The organism is Citrifermentans bremense R1, assembly GCF_000426865.1.
GTDB lineage: Bacteria > Desulfobacterota > Desulfuromonadia > Geobacterales > Geobacteraceae > Geomonas > Geomonas bremensis.
This window is the reverse complement of record NZ_AUGE01000001.1, coordinates 211,742-230,829: the sequence shown is the minus strand read 5'-3', so window position 1 is coordinate 230,829 and position 19,088 is coordinate 211,742. Positions and strand designations below refer to the sequence as shown.

Below are 19,088 nucleotides of genomic sequence, written 5' to 3'. Positions count from 1 at the left end.
TCCCGCCTGCGCCTTGCCTGAAAAATGGGCTGCCGGCGGGAGATCTGCTTTTTCAAAAGGCACGGGAAAGGATCCATCTGATCAAAGCGACCCTTGATACGGCACGGTTTTTCCTGCTGCTGACTTTTTTTACCCTCCTCTGTCCCCCCCTCGCGGCCTTTGCCGAACGCGGCGTCACCGTGGCAGCCGTGGGCGACGTCATGATGGGGAGCGACTTCCCCGCAGCCAGACTCCCCAAAGACGGCGGGCGCTCGCTCTTCGCCGCCGCCGCACCCTTTTTAAAGCGCGCAGACATCGCCATGGCCAACCTCGAAGGCCCTCTCTGCGAGGGGGGAAACCCCGTCAAAGAACCCCTTCCCGGCAGGCGCTACCTGTTCCGCACCCCCCCCGCCTTCGCCAGGAACTTAAGCGGTGCCGGGATCTCCATGGTGTCGCTTGCCAACAACCACGCCCAGGATTTCGGCAGGGAAGGGCTTGCCTCCACGAAGAAGGCGCTGTCCCAGGCCGGGGTCCTCTATTCCAGCAAGAAGGGGGAGGTCGCCGAGTTCACGGTGCGCGGCACCCGGGTCGGCATCATCTCGCTCTCCTTCGGCCCACCGCCTCGTTCCATCACCTTTCCGGCACAGGCCCTGCAGGAGATCGCCCGGGAAGCGGCGAACTACGACATCCTGATCCTCTCGATCCATGCCGGAGCGGAGGGGCGCGACGCGCAGCATGTGACCCCGGGGATGGAGCGCTACCTGGATGAGCCGCGCGGCGACCTCCTCACCTTTGCGCACCAGGCGGTGGCGGCGGGGGCGGACCTGGTGCTGGCTCACGGCCCCCATGTGCCGCGGGCGCTGGAGCTTTACCGCGGCCGGCTGATCGCCTACAGCCTCGGGAACTTCGCCACCTTCGGCGGGGTGAGCGTCGCCGGCGAAAGCGGCTATGCTCCGCTGCTCACGGTCCGCCTGGATAAAGACGGCTCCTTCCTGGAGGGGAGCCTCGACTCCTTCCGGCAGGCGTATCTTACGGCACCCGCTCCCGATCCCAAGCGGCGCGCGCTTTCCCTGATGCGGAGGCTCTCCGCCGAGGACTTCCCCGGCTCACCCTTAAGCTTTGGCAGCCGGGGGGAACTCAAAACCTCTAACAGGGAGAACTTCTGAGGAAATCTGAGCACAAAGACTCGAGAGGGTCTAACCGTTAAAGATTCGCTTTTCTCGGAAGTCCTTAGATTTCCTCGTTGCCAATGGTTTTGGTAATGGAGACGACATGTTCCTGATCGTGCAGAATGACCCGCAGTGCCCTGCCGGAAGCTGCAGCCGGCTCTTGGCCGCCGCGGGGGAGACCGTTACCACAGTGACCCCCTACAGCGGCGAGGTGCTTCCCGACCCCGCTGAAGCCACTGGCATCGTGGTGCTGGGAGGGGAGATGGGGGTGCACGATACGGCGAAGCATCCCTACCTGACCCGGGTGCTCTCCTTCCTGAGGGAGGCGCTTAAGGCCGGGACGCCCCTTCTGGGGATCTGCCTCGGCGGGCAGCTCTTGTCCTTTGCCGCCGGCGGCGAGGTCATCTCCCGTTCCCCCAACGGCGAGCACGGTGTCTGCCAGGTGGACCTCACCCGCGAAGGAGAGTTGGACCCGCTGTTCCGAGGGCTTCCCGACCCCTTCCTCGCCTTCCAGCTGCACAACGACAGCTTTACCGTCCCTCCTGGCGCCACGCTCCTCGCCGCTTCGGCCGCCTGCCCGGCGCAGGCCTTCAGGCTGGGGCCAGCCGCCTACGGCGTGCAGTTCCATCCGGAGGTCGACCCATCCATAGTCGCCGCCTGGGACCTCCTCCCCCTCCCCAAGACCGACCATCTGAGCTCCTTCCTCGCCGCCGAGGCCGCATTCAACAAGGTTTCGCAGCGGCTGATCGGAAATTTCATCTCCCTCGCCGCCGCCTCCCGAATTTCTTGAAATTAAAAAACATTATTGTACAGTTTTAACGTTTTGCGCTCCGGGGGGGCGGCGTTGGCGCCTCCACGCATGGGGGAGGCGGTGTAATCCTCCCGAGCGCACGACGGGGGGGGACGTGGACGGCTATCGGACCGTAAAAAGCTGCCTGAAGGCAAAGCTCATGGCGCCGCTAGTCGCGTGCAACGCGCTGTTGCTGCTGGCGCTCGTGGCCGCGTTCGCCTGCTACCAGCTCCGCTATCCGGCGCTCCTTTGGCAGGGGGTGCCGTCTGACTCTTTCCGCTCGCTCTTCTTGTTTCTCTCCGGCGCCGCGGCGCTCGCCTCGCTGGGGCTGGGCGTCTTGGCCCAACTCCTGTCGCTGCGCATCAAACGGTTCATCTCGGACCCCATCCACCGGCTCAGCAAGAAAATGGAAATCGTCTCCCACAGCCAGGACTACCAGGTTCGCGTGGAGGACGGCAGCAACGACGAATTGGGGCTTCTCTTCGACTGCTTCAACGAGATGCTGGAGGAGATCTCCATCCGCGACGAGCGGCTCGCGCTTCACTCGGAGGAACTGAAGCTGGAGGTGGCCGAGCGGACCGCCGAACTCTCCAGCGTGAACCGGCAGTTGGAGGAGAGCCTGGAAGAGGTGCGGCGGGCCATGGAGTCGGCCCAGTCCGCCAACCGCGCCAAATCCCATTTTCTGGCGCAGATGAGCCACGAGATCAGGACTCCGATGTACGGCGTCCTCGGGATGACCGAGCTGCTCTTGAACACCGTCCTCTCCAAGGAGCAGGCCCGCTTCGTGGAGTCGGTGCGCCGCTCGGGCGAGGCGCTTTTGGGGATCATAAACAACATACTCGACTTCTCCAAGATCGAGGCGGGGCGGATGGAGCTGGAGATGATCCCCTTCGACCTGCATCAGTTGACGGCGGACGCGGTGGCGATGTTCGCCGAGGACGCGGCCAGGAAGGGTATAGCTTTGAGCTGCCGGATCGAGCCGGGGCTCCCCGGGATGTTCCAGGGGGATCCGGGGCGCCTGCGCCAGGTGATGGTGAACCTCTTGGGGAACGCGGTGAAGTTCACCCCCGAGGGTGCCGTCACCCTTTCGGTCTCCCTGGCGCGCAGGCCCGCCCTGGTGCGGGTGACCGTCGATGACACCGGTATCGGCATCTCCAGCGAGGCCCAGGAGCGGATCTTCGACCACTTCGCTCAGGGGGACGAGTCGATGACCCGCAAGTACGGCGGCACCGGCTTGGGGCTCGCCATCGCGAAGCAGCTGACCGAGCTCATGGGGGGGGTGATGGAGCTTTCCAGCGAGCCGTGTAAAGGGTCGAGCTTCAGCTTCACCGTGGCTTTGGAGCCGCACCAGAAGGCCCCGCGCCCCGAGCGCTCCTACAGCGCGTTGCGCAGCAAGCGTGCCCTCGTCGCGACAGACGACCCGGAGCTGCAGGTGACCCTCCTGGAACTCCTGGGGGGGCTGGGGATGGACCTTGACAGCGTCGGAGACGCGCCTGGCGCGCTCTGCAGGCTGGTGGCCGCCCCTTTCGACCTGGTCCTCATGGACCACTGCGTGGCCGGGACCGACGGTCTGGCGCTTGCGGCGACCATCCGCAGCGTCGCGGTGGGGCACTCAGTGCGGCTGGTGCTCCTGGCCGAGGAGCCTGAGGCGGCTCCGGCCGAGCGGGTGCGCGAGATCGAGGTAGCGCTTTTATCCAGACGCAACCTGACCCAGGAAGGGCTCTATGCCGCACTTGTCTGCGCACTCGGCATGGAAGAGGAGCAAGGGGGAGGGGAGGAAGCGCCCAGCCTGCGGCGGCAACGCCAGGTGCTCCTCGTCGAGGACAACGTGGTGAACCAGGAGGTGGGGAGAGGGATGCTGGAGAGCCTGGGTTGCCGGGTGAATGTGGCGGAGAACGGGCTCGCGGCCCTTAGGGAGGTGCAGCGGGGGGAATTCGACCTCATCTTCATGGACTGCCAGATGCCGGTGCTGGACGGCCTGGAGGCGACCCGGCGCATCCGGCAGCGGGAAGAAGGTTCCTCCGCGCGCGTCCCCATCATCGCCCTCACCGCCTACGCCATGAAGGGGGACCGCGAGGCCTGTCTCGCCGCCGGTGCCGATGACTACCTTTCCAAGCCCTTCAGCCGGGAGCAGCTCTCCAAGTCGATCGAAAGGCACCTTGGCTGCGGCGAGGCGAGTGCCACGCAAGCGCGGCCGGCTGGGATCCCGGCGGAGACCATCTGCCCGGGAAGGGCGGGGGGCGTGCTGGAGCTGATACGCGCCCTGCCGGGCAACCGCGGCGTCGAGATCCTGCGCAAGGTGGTAGACCTCTACCTCGCCAGCACGCCGACGCTTTTGCAGACCTTGCGCGAGGCTGAGTCCGGCGGCGACGCCGAGAAGCTTAAGGCGGCGGCGCACAGCTTCAAGTCGAGCAGCGCGAATCTAGGCGCCGTAAGGCTCGCCGGGGTCTGCCTGGAGCTGGAGAGCCTGGGGCGCGCGGGGTCGACCGAGGGGGCGGGGGCGCTGCTCGTGCAGGTTGAGGAGGAATACCGGCTGGTCAGGGACGCCCTTTTGGGAGGACCTTCATGCTGACTAGGAAAGCAAAGCGCAGCACACCGCTCGTCATGGTCGTGGACGACGACCAGGCGGTGCGCCTTCTGGCCCGGGAGACCCTGGAGAACTCCGGCTTCACCGTGCGCGACGTGGAAAACGGCGAGCAGGCGCTGGAGGAGTTCGATGTGCACGCGCCAGACATCGTGCTCCTGGACGTGATGATGCCGGGCATCGACGGCTTCTCCGTCTGCAGCGCCATTCGGCGCACCGCCTCCGGGCGGGACACGCCGGTTTTGATGATGACCGGCCTGGACGATCTGGAGTCAATCGACTGCGCCTACGAGGCGGGGGCCACCGATTTCATCACCAAACCGATCAACTGGCACGTGCTCGGGTACCGGGTGAGCTACATGCTGAGGGCGAGCGGCGCCCTGGAGCAGTTGAGGGAGAGCAGGGCGGGCTTAGCCCACGCCCAGAGCCTCGCCCATATCGGGAGTTGGGAGTGGGACCTAGTCACCGGCGAGATCCGGTGCTCCGAGGAGGTCTACAGCATCTGCAGCATCGACCGCTCTTCCAAAGGGGGAAACCCCATCCTCGACCCGGTGCACCCCCTGGACCGCGGTTTCGTGCAGGGATCCATCGAGGAGGCGATCGGCAGGCGCGCACCGCTCTCCTTCGACTACCGGGTCACGCTGGGGGTGGGAGAGCGCACCCTGCACGCCGAACTGGTGACGGTGCTGGACGAGCAGGGCGAGGCTGTCTGCTTAACCGGTACCATCCAGGACATCACCGAGAGAAAGCACGCCGAGGAGCAGATCCGGCTCCTGGCTTACTACGACGCGCTGACCGGCCTTCCCAACCGCCGCTTCTTCCTGCAGCAGTTGGAGCAGGCCCTGGTATTCGCCAACCGCTACGATCGGATGCTCGCGGTCCTCTTCCTCGATCTCGACCGCTTCAAGCTCGTCAACGACACCCTCGGGCACGGGGTAGGGGACCGCCTGCTGCAGGACGTGGCCGACCGGCTGCTGCGCTGCGTCCGCAGAGGGGACTGTCTCGCCCGCGCCGACGAGGAGTGCCCGCCGTCCCTGGTCTCGCGCCTGGGAGGGGACGAGTTCACCATCATGCTCTCCGACATAGAGCACTTCCAGGACGTGGCCAAGATCGCCCGCCGCATCCTTGAGGCAGTTTCAGTTCCCTACTCGCTGGAAGGGCAGGAGGTTTTCGTCTCCACCAGCATCGGCATCAGCCTCTACCCCTTCGACGCCACTACGGCGAGCGACCTGATCCGGAACGCGGACGGCGCCATGTACCAGGCCAAGGAACAGGGGAGAAACGGCTACCAGATCTACGACGAGTCCATGAACGCCAAGGCGCTGGAGCGGATCATACTGGAAAGCCAGCTGCACAAGGCGCTCAAGGAGGAGGAATTCACCGTCTACTACCAGCCGCAGGTCTCAAACCAAAGCGGACGCGTGGTGGGGATCGAGGCGCTGGTGCGCTGGAACTCCAAGGAACTGGGCCTCGTCGAGCCTGGGCGTTTCCTGCCGCTGGCCGAGGAGAACGGGCTGGTGATCCAGATCGACCAGTGGGTGATGCGGGAAGCCTGCCGGCAGCACAAGCTCTGGCTGGACTCGGGACTCCCGCCGGTGACGCTTGCCATCAACATCTCAGGCCAGCAATTCGTGAAAAACGAGCTTTTGGAGACGGTGACCTCGGTCCTGAAAGAGAGCGGGCTCGACCCGGGGCTTTTGGAGCTGGAACTGACCGAGGGGGTGCTCATGGCGCACACCGAGAGGACCGTGAAGACGCTGCAGGCCCTGAAAGGGATGGGGGTGAGGCTCGCCATCGACGACTTCGGGACCGGCTTCTCCTCGCTCTCCTATTTAAAGCGCTTCCCGCTTGACGTCCTCAAGATCGACCGGACCTTCATCAACGACATCACCACCGACCCCGACGACGCCGCCATAACCCTCGCCACCATCGAGATGGCGCACACGCTGAAGCTGAAGGTGATAGCGGAGGGAGTCGAGACCAAGCCCCAGCTGGACTTCCTCACAAAAAACGGCTGCGACATGTACCAGGGTTATCTCTTCAGCAAACCGGTCCCCTCTAAGGAGCTTCCCCGCCTTTTCAACTGCCGGCAGTAGCCGCACTTCCTTTTCCCATCTTGCTTAAAAAATAATCAGCCCTGCCGCTTTAGAGACGGCAACTCCCTTTGCCGTGGACCCCGTTGGAATATTAATCTTGCTATTTCAACCGCTTAGGCTTTGGGCGCAGAGCGTGGCACAGCCTGTGCTATCCAGCTGTCAAACGGCACAGCGAGGTGCCCAGATAGCTTTCCCGCCCGTAGGCAATGGCGCAGGTCGTGGTGGAAGGCGCCAACTATCGGGAAAGGGGGAACTGATTTCAAGGCTGGACCAAAAGCTGTGCTTTCGACGAGGAAAAAAAGCCAGGGCATTGAAGCCTTCACGGGCCTGAAAACAGGAAGTGGATGCTAAACAGCAGCCGGGCCGGATGGGCCGGCCGGGTGCGAATGTCTCTAAAGAGTTAACAGAACATCACCGCCGTCACAAAAGGAGGCAAGCGATGAAGCTTATCGAAGCAATCATCAAGCCGTTCAAGCTCGATGAAGTGAAGGATGCCCTGAATGAAATCGGCATCGAGGGGATCACGGTGAGCGAGGTAAAAGGTTACGGCCGTCAAAAGGGCCATACGGAGCTATACCGTGGTGCGGAGTACGTGGTGGATTTCATCCCGAAGGTGAAGCTGGAGATCGCGGTCGCCGACGAACTGGTGGCCAAGGCTGTGGGGACCATCGAGGAGATCGCCAGGACCGGAAGGATCGGCGACGGCAAGATCTTTATCCTGCCGCTGGAAGACGCGGTCAGGATCAGGACCGGAGAGAAGGGCGGCGAGGCCATCTAAGCCACCGCACCGACAACCATACCGACCAATGGAGAGTGTTATGATTCGTGACGATATGAAGGCTAAGAACGCAGCTCGCAACGCCGGTTTCTCTGTCGTTTCCAGCTGCCTCACCGTTAATTTCACCAAACTCATGCTGCTGGCCTCCCTGCTGCTGCTCCCGGCAATGGCCGGTGCCGAAGAAAAAGCCGGTGAGGCGGCCTCCCCCGCAGTTGCTGCGAGCGTTGCCGCGCCGGTGGCAGCCACTGCCGCAGCACCCGCAGCAACGGCAGCGGCTCCTGTCGCTGCAGCCGCCGCCCCCGCCCCCAAGAACGTCGACCCGGTGCTGAACACCGGCGATACCGCCTGGATGCTGATCTCCGCCGCACTGGTTCTCTTCATGATCCCCGGCCTCGCCCTTTTTTACGGCGGCATGGTCCGCTCCAAGAACGTCCTCTCCACCATGATGCATTCCCTGGTGGCGATGGGGATCGTCGGGGTGCAGTGGGCCCTGATCGGCTACTCCCTTTCCTTCGGCCCCGACCTGGGGCACGGTCTTATCGGCAACTTCTCGAAGGCGCTTTTGAACGGCCTCATCAGCTTTAAGGACGGCAACCCCGTCTACGCGCTGTTCCAGAATGTGGCCACCGAGCCCGGCGCCATTCCCGAATACGTCTTCGCCATGTTCCAGGGGATGTTCGCCATGATCACCGTGGCCCTCATCTCGGGTGCCCTGGCCGAGAGGATCAAGTTCTCCGCCTACTGCCTCTTCGTGCTCCTTTGGACCACCCTGGTTTACGACCCGCTGGCCCACTGGGTCTGGATGGTGGATGGCTGGCTCTTCAAGCTCGGCGCGCTCGACTTCGCAGGCGGCACCGTCGTTCACCTTTCCTCAGGTATCTCGTCCCTGGTGGTGCTCTACTTCCTAGGCAAGCGCCACGGCTTCCCGACCGAGCGCATGGCTCCGCACAGCCTGCCGCTGACCCTTTTGGGCGTCGGCGTGCTCTGGTTCGGCTGGTTCGGCTTCAACGCCGGTTCCGCCGTGGTCGGCGTCAACTGCTCGGATGCCGCGGGCGGCCTGGCCGGCCTCGCCTTCATGACCACCACCATCGCTCCTGCGGCGGCGGGCCTTACCTGGATGATCGCCGAGTGGATCCATGCAGGGAAGCCTTCGGCGTTGGGCTTTGGTTCCGGCGTCGTGGCGGGGCTCGTCGTGATCACCCCAGCAGCCGGCTTCGTGCAGCCGGGTGCCGCCCTCCTGATGGGTGTTGCCGGAGGCCTGGTCTGCTACGGCGGCGTGCTCTTGAAGGCGAAGCTTAAGTACGACGACTCCCTCGACGCCTTCGGCGTGCACGGCATCGGCGGCACTACCGGCGCCATCCTGACCGGCGTGTTCGCCACCGTCGGCGCCACCGGTCTTAGCTCCGGCAACATGAAGCAGTTCGTGACCCAGTTGGTCGCCGTCGGGGCCGCCGCCCTCTATGCCGTCGCGGTCACCTTCGTCATCTCCTTCGTGCTGGACAAGACCATCGGCTTCAGGGTGGAGAAGGAAGACGAGATCATGGGGCTCGACCAGACGCAGCATTCGGAAAGCGCCTACAACTAGAACCCGTTTTGCCAACGGAAAACCCGCGGGGGGACCAACTGGTCCCCCCGTTTTTTTGGGCCAAAAAAAACCCCAACCTTTTGAAATGCCGTTTTTTCCTGTTACTGTTTTCCAGCCGTAAATGATCTCTTTGGGGGAGGGTGATATGGACTCGCGCGACATGGCACTCAGAAAGGATGGGGACGCAAGGGGTTATTACGAGCGCTGCGGCGCCGAGGCCGGGATCGCCGGCTTCACCTCTATCTTCAGGATGTTCACCGAGGACGAGACGAGGCACGCCGACGCCCTGCGTGCGCTGCAAGACGGCGCGCGGGTAGAGCTGCCTGCGTCCGCAACCCTGGACGGCGCGAGGAGGATACTGCGCCGGCTCGCGGTGCAGGAGGGCGACCTCTCCTTCACCGGGGACCTGGGGTGCTACAAAAGCGCCATGCAGTTCGAGGCGGTGAGCGCACGCGCCTGCGGCAAACTGGCCGAAGAGGCCAGCGGCTGGGAGCGGGAACTCTTTTTGAGAATAGCGGCTGACGACGAGATCCATTTCACCCTGCTGGAGGAGATGCACGAGCTGCTGCAGGTATGCGGCGAGGAACCCGGAGGCATGTGCGATGCCGGTTGAGTTCGACCTAAATAAGGTGCTGGATACCGCTATGGCAGCCGCTCGCGAGGCGGGCTCCCTGCAGAAGGAGCGGCTTTGGAGCGAGCACACCCTCTCCTATAAGGGTGAGGTGGACCTGGTGACCGAGGTGGACCGCGCCTGCGAGGAACTGATCGTGAACCGGATCAGTGGGGTGTTCCCCGGCCACAGCTTCTTAGCCGAGGAGAACCAGTACCCGGAGGGGGACCTGGGGCTGCGCTGGATCGTCGATCCCTTGGACGGCACCACCAACTACGCCCACGGCTTCCCCTGGTTTTGCGTCTCCATCGCCTTCGAGAAAGGTGGGGAGATCCTGGCGGGGGTGATCTACCACTGCATGATGGACGAGCTCTTCAGCGCGGCGAAGGGAGAGGGGGCGTTTCTGAACGGGCGCAGGATCTCTGTTTCGCAGCGTGCGCCGCTTCGGCAGTCGCTGATCGCCACCGGTTTTCCCTACGACGTCACCCGCGACAACGAGAACAATTTCGAGAATTTCATCGAACTGCAGCTGGCCGCGCGCGGTGTGCGCCGCGCCGGTGCTGCTGCGCTGGACCTCGCCTGCGTAGCGGCCGGGAGGCTCGACGGCTACTGGGAGTGCAAGCTGAAACCTTGGGACGTCGCTGCCGGGACCCTGCTGGTGCAGGAGGCGGGGGGGAAGGTGACGAACCACGCAGGCGCTCCCTACTCGGTCTACGACCACCGCATCCTGGCCTCCAACGGTGCGATTCACGAGGAGATGCTCTCGATACTGGGGCGGGGGGCGGCGCGATAGAGGCATGGTCGGTGAAGGCAGGGTTTAAAAGGGCGTCCTTAGGGGCGCCTTTTTTTCGTTCTGCTGCAACCAGAAAATCCCCTCACCCTGACCCTCTCCCAAAGGGAGAGGGGAGCGTTGAGCGGCTAGCCCCGGGTGCCTCCCGCGTCAAAGTTGTTTCATTACAGGTGACATTGTTTTATAATCCAGCTTCCTTTTGTTTCATCCCACCTACCGGAGGAAGCTGATGCTCAACCTGCGCAAGAAGATCCTGGTGGCCATCGACGGCTCGCCCCTCTCCGACAAGGCGGCGGAAGAGGCGGTGCGCATGGCCGCCGGGAACCCCAGCCAGTTCAAGAGCAAGGTCTACGGCCTTTTGGTCCTTCCCAACGCCCCGCGCAACACCTTCACCGACTTCGTCCCGGCGCGCCCCATCACGGAACAGGCACAGTGGGCCGAACTGAAGGAGCGGATCTTCTACGTGGTGGAAAAAAACGCGGGAGAGCTCGACGTGCAGTTGGAGACGGCTGTGGTCTACGGCGACCCGGCCGAGGAGCTGCTTAGATTTGCCCAGAAGGAGGAGATCGACGTCATCGTGATCGGCTCGACGGGGAAGGGGTTTTTGAAAAGGAAGCTTCTGGGGAGCGTCTCCCATAAGGTGGTGAAAGACGCCAAGTGCTCGGTCTACGTGGTCAGGGGGTAGCCTTCTCGGTCTCTCGCCGCAGGTAGGCGAGGATCTCCTTCAGGCTCTCTACGATGATCTGCTCCCCCTTGGGGAACTCGTGGGGCGACAATTCGAGCGTGAGGATGTCGTTGTAGGCGGTGTTTCTCAGGTGGTTTAAAAAACGGGTGAGCGGCAGGATGCCGTGGCCGGGTAAAAGATGCTGACGGCCGTGCCCGTAGTCGGAGAAATGGATGTTCCTAATCCGCCCGGAGTTGTAGCAAAGGTAGAAATCGTTGATGAAGTTGGCCCGCCCGCTTCCCATGTGGGTGCAGTCGAAGGTGAGGAAGAGGTTCTTCTCGTGGAGGAACTCGATCATCTTCTGCGTGTCTGAGAGTATGTAGCCGTTGATCCGGTACTTGCCGGTCCAGGGCATGTTCTCCAGGGTCACAGCCACCTCCCCCCCGATCTCCTTCTGGAAATCCTGCATCCGGTACAGCCAGCGCCAGTAGGCGAACTCGAGCCCGATCCATGAGGGAGGGTGGAAGTTCACCAGGCCTATGCCGCAGTCGGTGGCGATCTCCACGCAGCGCTTGAGCGCGTCGACCGGCCCCCCCCAGCCGTCCAGCGGCATGAAGGGGGCGTGTATGGAGAGGATCGGGATATCCCGGGAGAGCTCCTTGATCAACCGGCGCGAACTTACCTTCTGGAACTCCTGGTTTATCACCAGCTCCACGCCGTCGAACCCTGCTTCGGCCGCCATGGCGAACGCCTTGGGGAGCGGGAAGGTGAAGAGGGTTCCTGCCGAGATGGAAATTCGCATAGAGCCGCCCTATCCCTGTCCCACCATGCGCTGGTAGGCCATCTTCTGCAGGTCGAGCACCGCCTCGAAGGCTGCCCTGATCCTCTCGTCCTGCTCCTGGGTGAACTCCTCGGGGTTCGCGTACGCCCCTGCGGCCTCGCCGCGTATCTCGCTCAGTATCCGCAACTGCATCAGGCACTGCAGGGCCTCGAGCACCCTCTCGGCCAGCTCCACGCTGAAAAGGCCGCGGTAGAGAAGCTCCCTCACCCGGTGCAGCGTCCCTCCCCCCTGCACCCCCATGTGGATGGCCAGCACGCGGACCGCGCTCACCAGCGGGGTGAGGCCGAGCCCTTCCACGTCGATCTCCCCCTTGTGCTCTCCGCTTTTCTCGATCCTCCAGCGCCCGAAGTGCCCGAGGGCCAGCGGGAGGTGGATGGCCTTGCGCGCCAGCTGGAAAAACGCCTCGCGGCTTCTCTGCTCTTTGAGCGATGACGCAGCGGCGTTTATCACCTCGTCGGCCAACGGTTCGTACCCGGTGACGAAGCAAAGGTCGGCCATCGCCTCCAGGCGCCACTGCCCTTCGGGCATCGACGGGCTTCCCCCCTTCATCGGAGCGGCGAAGGGGGGGAGGGGGTTTTCCATCTCCTCGCGCGGGTCCCTCTTGCGGGCAGCACCCGCACCTTTCAAAAGCGCCCGCCAGTCTGCCAGCGACCCGTGCCAAAGCCCCTCCTCCTCCGCGATCACCCCAGCCTCCTTGAGGGCAGTGGCGAGCTGGCGGGTGAAGAGGAAAAAGCGTTCCGAATCGAGCTGATGCAAAAGGAGATAGCGGTTTTTGCCGTAGAGGGTCTGCTCCTCGCGCCCCCGGTCCCCGGTCACCAGCAGTGCATAGACGGGGGGGGGACCCTGGCCCAGGGAGAGCATCCGCTCCTCCGCAAGGAGGGTCGTCCGCGCCACCAGGAGGTCGTGCCAGGCGTTGCCTGCGCCGGTCAGCGCGAGGACCGAACCCCGCCTGCTGAAGTGGGCGGAGAGAAGTTCGCCGTGGCGCGCGGCAAGCGCGCAGAGCCCGGCCGGGGCGACGGTTTCGCTGAGTGCCTGGTGCAAGGCCGCAAGCTCCGCGTCCAGCTGCGACTCGTAGTCGAGCTCCGCCTCCAGCGCCTCGGTCATCCCTTCCAGGAAGGACTGCGCCTGCTGCGCGGAGCTCCGCCCCCACTTGCGGGTAAGCCGCGTCTTCAGCCCCTCCACCAGCCGGGCGCTCTCGCGCCACTTGAGGATGTCGTCTCCTTTGGTTCCCAGCAGCATCGCCATTTACGGCTCCCAGTACAAAGACGTTGTCAGTCGAGGTGTCCGTGCACCTCTTTTTCCAGAAAGTGCCCCATCTCCTCCGGTGGGGCGGGGGTCAAAAGCGAAACCGCAATCATCACCGCTATCACCAGGGGGGCTCCCAGAAGCGCCGACGAGGTGACCGGGAAGAGGAGGGCCAGCTGCGGGAAGATACCGCCGCAAAGAGGGGCGATGGCGGTACAGACGATGCCGGTCAGCATCCCCGCGATGGCGCCGTAGCGGTTGGCGCGCCCCCACCAGATCCCCAGAAGAAAGAGCGGGAAGATGGTGTTGCCGGCTAAAGCGAAGGCGACCGCGGTGATCTCCGCGATCAGCCCCGGCGGGTCGAGCGCCAAAAGGAGCACGATGGCGGCGAGCACCAGGGTCCCCCCTTTGGCCACCTGCATCCGCGCCGTTTCGCTGGCGCTGCGGTTGACCATGGAATAGTAGATGTCGTGGGAGATCGAGGCGGCGCCGGTCATTAAAAGGCCCGCCACGGTGAAGAAGGCGGCCGAGAGGGCCCCTGCGGCGAGAACCCCCACCAGCCACCCCGGAAGCCCCGCCCAGACCGCGGTCTTAAGCGCGATCACGTCGGCTGCGGCGCGGGCCGCGGCGGGGTCGGGGATGAGGCCGCTTCTCGCCTCCAAAAGCCTTCCGAAGACGGAGAAGGCGGGAGCGGACCAGTAGATGAGGGCGATGAAGAAGAGACCCCAGACCACGCTCCAGCGCGCGTCGCGCACGTTGGGTACCGTGTAGAACCGCGACAGCACGTGGGGAAGCCCGGCGGTCCCGACCATGAGCGTGAAGCAGAGCGCGCACCACTGGTAGAGGGAGCCGCCTGCGAAGGGGAGGGTGAAGTCGATGTTGAACTGGCGCGACAGGTCGGTAAGAGCGCGGCCGTAGCCGAACTGGGGGAGGAGCCAGAAGTAGCCGAGCTTTCGGGCGAGCCACATGAGCGGCACGATGAAGGAGACGCTGATCACCAGGTATTGCAGCTGCTGGTTTCTGGGGACCCCCAGCATCCCCGAGATGACCAGGTAGGAGACCACGGCAAGGGCCCCGTAGGTCACCCCCTGCTGGTAATCGATGCCGAACATGAAGGAGAAGATGAGCCCTATCCCCTTGAACTGGGCCACGCAGTAGATGATGGAGATGGCGATGGAGATGGCGGCGGCTATGGCGCGTGCGGCCTGGGAGCCGTAGCGCTCCCCCACGAACTCGGGGGCGGTGAACTTGCCGAAGCGGCGGATCTGGCTCGCCAGGAGCACGAGGAGCAGCACGTACCCCCCGGTCCAGCCGATAACGTAGGCGAGCCCCTGGTACCCCTGCAGGTAGATGATCCCGGCAAGCCCCATGAGGCTTGCGGCACTCATCCAGTTGCTGGCGATGGCAGCGCCTCCCCCGATCCTCCCGGTGTAGCGGCCGCCGAAGCCGTACTCCTGGCTCTCGCGCGACTTCTGCCTCAGCCCCACCACGATGAAGGAAGCCAGCACCAAAAGCACCACGAAGATGGACCAGGAGGAATCATTCATAGCTTTTGTCCCGCCTGCGGCTGTGGTATTCGGTGATGCGGTCCACGTACAGGTTGAAGACGACGCAAAGGACGATGAACCAAAGCGGCAGGAACTGGCCGGTGAACCAGAAATGCAGCGGCAGGTTGAACAGGGTGAGCCGGGTCAAAAGGCTCCCCGCCCCGGTTCCCTGGCAGAGGTAGACCAAAAGCTGAAAGCCGAAGGTGCAGACCCCCCAGCCGAAGAGGATGGCGAGGATGATGAGCACTTCGTCCCGCATGTGCCCTTTCTTCGGGCGCAACAGGTTGACCTGGTAGCTTTTTTCCGGCTGGCTCATGGCGCCTCCGTTCCTTGCCGCGCGCCGCCCCGGGCGGAGGGCTGGGGCAAGGATTTAAACTATGGAGAAGTTGGTGTGGATGGTCTTCTGCAGGTCCTCTATCATCAGGAGCGCCTGCCTGATCCGCTCCCGCTCGTCGGCCGGGAGCGAGTAGGGGTTCAGGTAGTAGGCGTCGTCCTGGATCCCCTTGATCACCTTGACCTGGAGCAGGATGCGGTGCTTGGTGAGGGTCCGGTACGCCTCGATAAGCCCGCGTGCACTCTCCGCGGAAAAGCTGTGCTCGCGCTCCAAAAGCTCTATGCGCCGCACCGTGGAGGTGGCGGGGATCCCCTGGTTGATGGCGAGAATCCTCACGTTCATCACCAGCGGCGCCCAGGCGAGTAGCTTCAGGTTGAAGCACCCCTTGTGCTCGCCGCTTCCCTCGGTCCAGAAGCGCTTCAAAAACCCTAGTGCCAGCCGCATCTCGGTGGCCGCCTTGGCCATGCCCCAAAGCGCCATGAAGTAGTCCTGCAAAAGGGAGCGGATCCGGGTTACCAGGATGCCGGCGAGTTCGCCGTCTCCGGCGACGAAGCGGGCGTCGGAGAGAACGATCAGGTCCATCAGGTTCTTGCCGTAGTCCTCGGTCTCGTAGCGGACTATCCCCAGAAGCCGCCGCTGCCACTGCGACAGTGAACCGCGCCAATTGTCGTTGCAGGGCATGATGCCGCCGGTGCATTTCTTGAAACCAATCTCCGCCAGCCGCCCCACGAGGATCTCGGAGTATTGCCTGAACCAGGCGTCCGCCTCTTCCCCTCCATCGTCGCCGTAGACGATGAGATAGTCCTGGTCGGTGATGAGGGTCTGCTCTTCCCGCCCGTCGCTCCCCATGCTGATCAGGGCGAAGGGGACCGGCGGGGGGGTGCCCATCTCCTCCATTACCAGTTGAAGGGCGCGGTCGGCCAGGGCATCGCGGTAACTGGTACAGTTCTCGTGCAGCGCGGTGACCGAATAGAAGGAGAGGAAACGCTCCATCTCGATCCGGTTCAGCTCCTCGTGGATCTGGAAGAGCCGGCCGTAGTCGGACTCGCGGCGCACCCGCTCGAGAAGCTGCTCCTCCTCGCCGGAAGCGTTGCGCAACTCTCCCAACTCCTCTTCGACTTCGAGCTTAAGCCCCTTGAGAAAGCGGCGCATCTCCCCCCGGTCCAAAAGCGGCAGATAGGCGTGCACCTCCCCCAGGAGTTCCTTGAGGAGTTCCGCATCGCTTGGCTCTGGTAGGTAGACCCGGTGTGGCATGCTCTCCGCCTGCTTTCAAATGAGTTGTGGCGTTGATTCTACAGAAAAAAAAGATGATGTAAAACTGTTTTGCAGCGGATCGGATGGCTAGGTATAAAAAAAGGGGTTTCGGGCCTCGTTACGGTCCTTTTTTGCCGCCTCAGAAACAAAAAAACTGGGGAAGGTTTCCCTCCCCCAGTCGTTTCAACCCTATACGTTTGCTGCTAGTGCTCGACTGCCTTGGCCATACCCAAACCGGTGTTCTGGCGTACGTAGACTTCGTCGAACATCTCTTCGGAACGCCTGTTCGGGAAGGCGAGGCAACCGAGGATGGCGGCCATGAAGCCCAGCGGGATGGAGACGATGCCCGGGTTCTTCAGAGTGAAGAGCGGCTTCTCCAGGCCGACCATGGAGGTGCCGGTCTGCTGTGCGTCCACCTTCGCCTTGGCGAGCGCCTTGGCGTCTTTCTCGGAGAGGGTCTCGCCTGCCGGCAGAGCGGCCTGCTTCTTCTCCATGGCGACGACCACCTTCTTGGCGCCTTCGGCCACTACTTTCGGGTAGGTCATGTTCGGGGATACCATCACCAGCGCGATGGAGGCGATGGTGCCGACCAAAAGGCCGGAGATGACGCCGGCGGTGTTGAACTTCCTCCAGAAGAGCGAGAGGATGACGACCGGCAGGTTGCCGGAAGCGGCGACCGCGAAGGCGAGTGCCACCAGGTGAGCGACGTTCTGCTTCTCGGCCGCGAGGCCGATCATGATGCCGCAGGCGCCTACCACGAAGGAGGTGGCGCGTGCCGCGAAGACCTGCTCGTGCTGGTCGGCGTGGCCGTCCTTGATCACGTTGACGTAGATGTCGTGTGCGATGGCCGCGGAGGCCGCCAAGACCAGGCCGGAGACGACGGCGAGGATGGTGGCGAAGGCGACGGCGCAGAGGAAAGCGAGGAAGAGGTCGCCGAAGACGGGGGCGATGTCGGCGCCCATCTGCTGAGCCAGCATCAGGGTAGCCATGTTGCCGCCCGGGTCGACCTGGGTGATCCCCTGCGGGGTGAGGTGGATGGCTGCGCCGAAGCCGAGCAGGGTGGTCAGGACGTAGAAGCCGCCGATGATGAACATCGCGATGATGACCGATTTACGCGCCGCCTGTGCGGTCGGGACGGTGAAAAAGCGCATCAGGATGTGCGGCATGCCGGCGGTGCCGAGCACGAGGGCCATCCCCAGGGAGATCTGGTCCAGCGGGTTCTTCATGTAGAGGCCAGGCTCGAGGAAGCGCTGTCCTGCGTCCGCGCCGGCAAGGATGACGCCGTCTTTAAGCACCAGCTTGGAGACGTGGTCCTGGATGTCGGGGCTGTTGACGATGGTGGAGAAGAAGCCGATCGGGTTGAAGCCTGCCTTGATCATGACCAGGAAGGAGAGCAGGAAGGCGCCCGACATGAGGAGGCCCGCCTTGATGATCTGTACCCAGGTGGTGGCGACCATGCCGCCGAAGACGACGTAGCCGACCATGAGGATGCCGACGCCGATGATGGACATCTTGTAGGGGATGCCGACCAGAAGGGCCATCAGCTTGCCTGCACCGACCATCTGGGCGGTGAGGTAAAAGGTGGAGACCGCGACGGTGGAGAGGGCGGCGAAGGCGCGCACCGGTTTCGGGGAGGTACGGAAGGAGAGGATGTCCCCCAGGGTGTACTTGCCCGCGTTGCGGCACGGCTCGGCGACGATCAGGAGCACCGTGATGTAGGCGACCAGCCAGCCGACCGAGTACATGAACCCGTCATAGCCGTAGAGCGAGATGAGGCCGGAAATCCCCAGGAAGGAGGCTGCCGACATGTAGTCGCCGGCGATGGCCCAGCCGTTCTGGGTCCCCGTGATCCCGCCGCCTGCGGCGTAGAAGTCGGAAGCGGTCTTGGTCTGCTTGGCAGCCCAGACTACCACACCCATGGTGATGGCGATGATCACCATGAACATGCCGATGGTGATGGTCCTGTTGGTTTTTAACTCCCTTTTGGCCGGAGCGGGCTTGGCCGGGGCGGGCGTTGCCACCGCCTGGGACTGGTTCAGTTGCGCTGCGGGGGCTGCGACAGCGGGAGCCGCGCCCTGTGCTGCGGGTGCGCTCACCGCGGGGGCTGCGGCAGGGGCGGCCTTTTGCTCTTCGGCAAAGGCGGCAGCGGCAACGGAGAGGGCCAGTGTGGCTGCTATAAAGATCTTTTTCATCGTCATTGTCGTTCCTCCTTTCCTAGAGATGCAGTTCGTCGATCAGTTCCCTGGTCAACCGGTCAAAGTCCTTGTTGGCGACATGCGAGTAGTAAAGCGCGATCCCCCAGGAGACGAAGAACTGGGAGAGAGCGAAAATGTACCCGAAGTTGATGACGCCGAGCATCTTGACCTTGAAGATCCCCGGTGTGTACGCCGCTCCGATGGGGAGCAGGAAGTAGTACACGCAGGAGAAGATCCACCATCCGAAAAGGAAGGCCGTCTTCTTGTGGTGCAGTTCCACGAATTTTGGATTTTTTGCGATTGCTTTCCAGTCGTACTGTCTTTCTGCCATGGTAGTCACTCCTTTCTTGTAAGCTGCTCTGTTGTGGTGGCGGCGTCCCGCCCCCGTGGTCAAGTTCCGATAAATCCCCCTTTCCGATTTCCTTTAGTTTTCGATGCGGATTCTGCAGCTTCTGAAACTTGGTTTGTTAAACGGCTCTGGCCTTTCCGGCGGCCGTAACTTGCTCTGTTTCCGGGCTTTTTAAGAGAAGTTCATTGCGCCCCTGTTTGCGCCGCCTCCCGCTTATAGGAGCGTTCCAGCGTATACGTGAAATTGTTTTACCACATGATTTGCAAATGTACAATAAA

General features: G+C 63.3%; 16 protein-coding genes. 9 read left to right on the top strand and 7 right to left on the bottom strand.

Annotated elements, in window-relative coordinates:
* Nucleotides 1-179: 179 nt before the first annotated feature.
* The 9 genes from K419_RS0101060 to K419_RS0101020 all read left to right on the top strand — a co-directional run bounded on the left by K419_RS0101060 (nt 180) and on the right by K419_RS0101020 (nt 11,066).
* Nucleotides 180-1,145 (top strand): CapA family protein, encoded by a 966-nt coding sequence (locus K419_RS0101060; protein WP_026839928.1) that lies wholly within the window; start codon nt 180-182, stop codon nt 1,143-1,145.
* Between the two features lie 106 nt (nt 1,146-1,251).
* Nucleotides 1,252-1,938 (top strand): type 1 glutamine amidotransferase, encoded by a 687-nt coding sequence (locus K419_RS0101055; protein WP_026839927.1) that lies wholly within the window; start codon nt 1,252-1,254, stop codon nt 1,936-1,938.
* A gap of 115 nt (nt 1,939-2,053) precedes the next feature.
* The gene (locus K419_RS0101050) at nt 2,054-4,510 is read left to right on the top strand and encodes a response regulator (protein WP_026839926.1); all 2,457 of its coding nucleotides are present in this window, start codon (nt 2,054-2,056) and stop codon (nt 4,508-4,510) included.
* Nucleotides 4,504-6,618, top strand: a complete 2,115-nt coding sequence (locus tag K419_RS0101045; protein ID WP_026839925.1) for a putative bifunctional diguanylate cyclase/phosphodiesterase — start codon at nt 4,504-4,506, stop codon at nt 6,616-6,618. Before K419_RS0101050 ends, K419_RS0101045 begins: the two co-directional genes overlap by 7 nt.
* A gap of 439 nt (nt 6,619-7,057) precedes the next feature.
* Nucleotides 7,058-7,396 (top strand): P-II family nitrogen regulator, encoded by a 339-nt coding sequence (locus tag K419_RS0101040; RefSeq protein ID WP_012529940.1) that lies wholly within the window; start codon nt 7,058-7,060, stop codon nt 7,394-7,396.
* A 40-nt stretch (nt 7,397-7,436) separates the two neighbouring features.
* Complete coding sequence (locus K419_RS0101035) at nt 7,437-8,981, top strand: ammonium transporter (RefSeq protein ID WP_026839924.1); 1,545 nt, start codon at nt 7,437-7,439, stop codon at nt 8,979-8,981.
* A 145-nt stretch (nt 8,982-9,126) separates the two neighbouring features.
* Nucleotides 9,127-9,594, top strand: a complete 468-nt coding sequence (locus K419_RS0101030; RefSeq protein WP_026839923.1) for a ferritin family protein — start codon at nt 9,127-9,129, stop codon at nt 9,592-9,594.
* Nucleotides 9,584-10,384 (top strand): inositol monophosphatase family protein, encoded by an 801-nt coding sequence (locus K419_RS0101025; protein WP_026839922.1) that lies wholly within the window; start codon nt 9,584-9,586, stop codon nt 10,382-10,384. The genes K419_RS0101030 and K419_RS0101025 overlap by 11 nt, the downstream gene beginning before the upstream one ends.
* 226 nt (nt 10,385-10,610) lie before the next feature.
* Nucleotides 10,611-11,066 (top strand): universal stress protein, encoded by a 456-nt coding sequence (locus tag K419_RS0101020; RefSeq protein ID WP_012529944.1) that lies wholly within the window; start codon nt 10,611-10,613, stop codon nt 11,064-11,066.
* On the opposite strand, the gene K419_RS0101015 is transcribed toward K419_RS0101020, so the two are convergent.
* From K419_RS0101015 to K419_RS0100985, 7 genes are all read right to left on the bottom strand, one after another.
* Nucleotides 11,056-11,847 (bottom strand): sugar phosphate isomerase/epimerase family protein, encoded by a 792-nt coding sequence (locus K419_RS0101015; protein ID WP_012529945.1) that lies wholly within the window; start codon nt 11,845-11,847, stop codon nt 11,056-11,058. The genes K419_RS0101020 and K419_RS0101015 overlap by 11 nt on opposite strands.
* 9 nt (nt 11,848-11,856) lie before the next feature.
* Nucleotides 11,857-13,131 carry a putative nucleotidyltransferase substrate binding domain-containing protein gene (locus tag K419_RS0101010; protein ID WP_026839921.1) on the bottom strand — a complete coding sequence of 425 codons (1,275 nt, stop codon included), beginning with the start codon at nt 13,129-13,131 and terminating at the stop codon, nt 11,857-11,859.
* Between the two features lie 26 nt (nt 13,132-13,157).
* Nucleotides 13,158-14,678 carry a VC_2705 family sodium/solute symporter gene (locus K419_RS0101005; RefSeq protein WP_026839920.1) on the bottom strand — a complete coding sequence of 507 codons (1,521 nt, stop codon included), beginning with the start codon at nt 14,676-14,678 and terminating at the stop codon, nt 13,158-13,160.
* Nucleotides 14,671-14,994 (bottom strand): DUF4212 domain-containing protein, encoded by a 324-nt coding sequence (locus K419_RS0101000; RefSeq protein ID WP_026839919.1) that lies wholly within the window; start codon nt 14,992-14,994, stop codon nt 14,671-14,673. Before K419_RS0101000 ends, K419_RS0101005 begins: the two co-directional genes overlap by 8 nt.
* Nucleotides 14,995-15,048: 54 nt before the next feature.
* Nucleotides 15,049-16,266: a putative nucleotidyltransferase substrate binding domain-containing protein gene (locus K419_RS0100995; RefSeq protein WP_026839918.1), complete on the bottom strand. Its 1,218-nt coding sequence runs from the start codon at nt 16,264-16,266 to the stop codon at nt 15,049-15,051.
* Nucleotides 16,267-16,469: 203 nt separating this feature from the next.
* The gene (locus tag K419_RS0100990) at nt 16,470-18,458 is read right to left on the bottom strand and encodes a solute symporter family protein (protein WP_026839917.1); all 1,989 of its coding nucleotides are present in this window, start codon (nt 18,456-18,458) and stop codon (nt 16,470-16,472) included.
* A 22-nt stretch (nt 18,459-18,480) separates the two neighbouring features.
* Nucleotides 18,481-18,792 carry a DUF485 domain-containing protein gene (locus tag K419_RS0100985; RefSeq protein ID WP_026839916.1) on the bottom strand — a complete coding sequence of 104 codons (312 nt, stop codon included), beginning with the start codon at nt 18,790-18,792 and terminating at the stop codon, nt 18,481-18,483.
* Between the last annotated feature and the right edge of the window lie 296 nt (nt 18,793-19,088).

Coding starts and splice junctions, on each gene's coding strand:
- K419_RS0101055 (WP_026839927.1), top strand. CDS start 1,252: ATGTTCCTGATCGTGCAGAATGACCCGCAGTGCCCTGCCGGAAGCTGC.
- K419_RS0101045 (WP_026839925.1), top strand. CDS start 4,504: ATGCTGACTAGGAAAGCAAAGCGCAGCACACCGCTCGTCATGGTCGTG.
- K419_RS0101040 (WP_012529940.1), top strand. CDS start 7,058: ATGAAGCTTATCGAAGCAATCATCAAGCCGTTCAAGCTCGATGAAGTG.
- K419_RS0101035 (WP_026839924.1), top strand. CDS start 7,437: ATGATTCGTGACGATATGAAGGCTAAGAACGCAGCTCGCAACGCCGGT.
- K419_RS0101030 (WP_026839923.1), top strand. CDS start 9,127: ATGGACTCGCGCGACATGGCACTCAGAAAGGATGGGGACGCAAGGGGT.
- K419_RS0101025 (WP_026839922.1), top strand. CDS start 9,584: ATGCCGGTTGAGTTCGACCTAAATAAGGTGCTGGATACCGCTATGGCA.
- K419_RS0101020 (WP_012529944.1), top strand. CDS start 10,611: ATGCTCAACCTGCGCAAGAAGATCCTGGTGGCCATCGACGGCTCGCCC.
- K419_RS0101015 (WP_012529945.1), bottom strand. CDS start 11,847: ATGCGAATTTCCATCTCGGCAGGAACCCTCTTCACCTTCCCGCTCCCC.
- K419_RS0101010 (WP_026839921.1), bottom strand. CDS start 13,131: ATGGCGATGCTGCTGGGAACCAAAGGAGACGACATCCTCAAGTGGCGC.
- K419_RS0101005 (WP_026839920.1), bottom strand. CDS start 14,678: ATGAATGATTCCTCCTGGTCCATCTTCGTGGTGCTTTTGGTGCTGGCT.
- K419_RS0101000 (WP_026839919.1), bottom strand. CDS start 14,994: ATGAGCCAGCCGGAAAAAAGCTACCAGGTCAACCTGTTGCGCCCGAAG.
- K419_RS0100995 (WP_026839918.1), bottom strand. CDS start 16,266: ATGCCACACCGGGTCTACCTACCAGAGCCAAGCGATGCGGAACTCCTC.
- K419_RS0100990 (WP_026839917.1), bottom strand. CDS start 18,458: ATGAAAAAGATCTTTATAGCAGCCACACTGGCCCTCTCCGTTGCCGCT.
- K419_RS0100985 (WP_026839916.1), bottom strand. CDS start 18,792: ATGGCAGAAAGACAGTACGACTGGAAAGCAATCGCAAAAAATCCAAAA.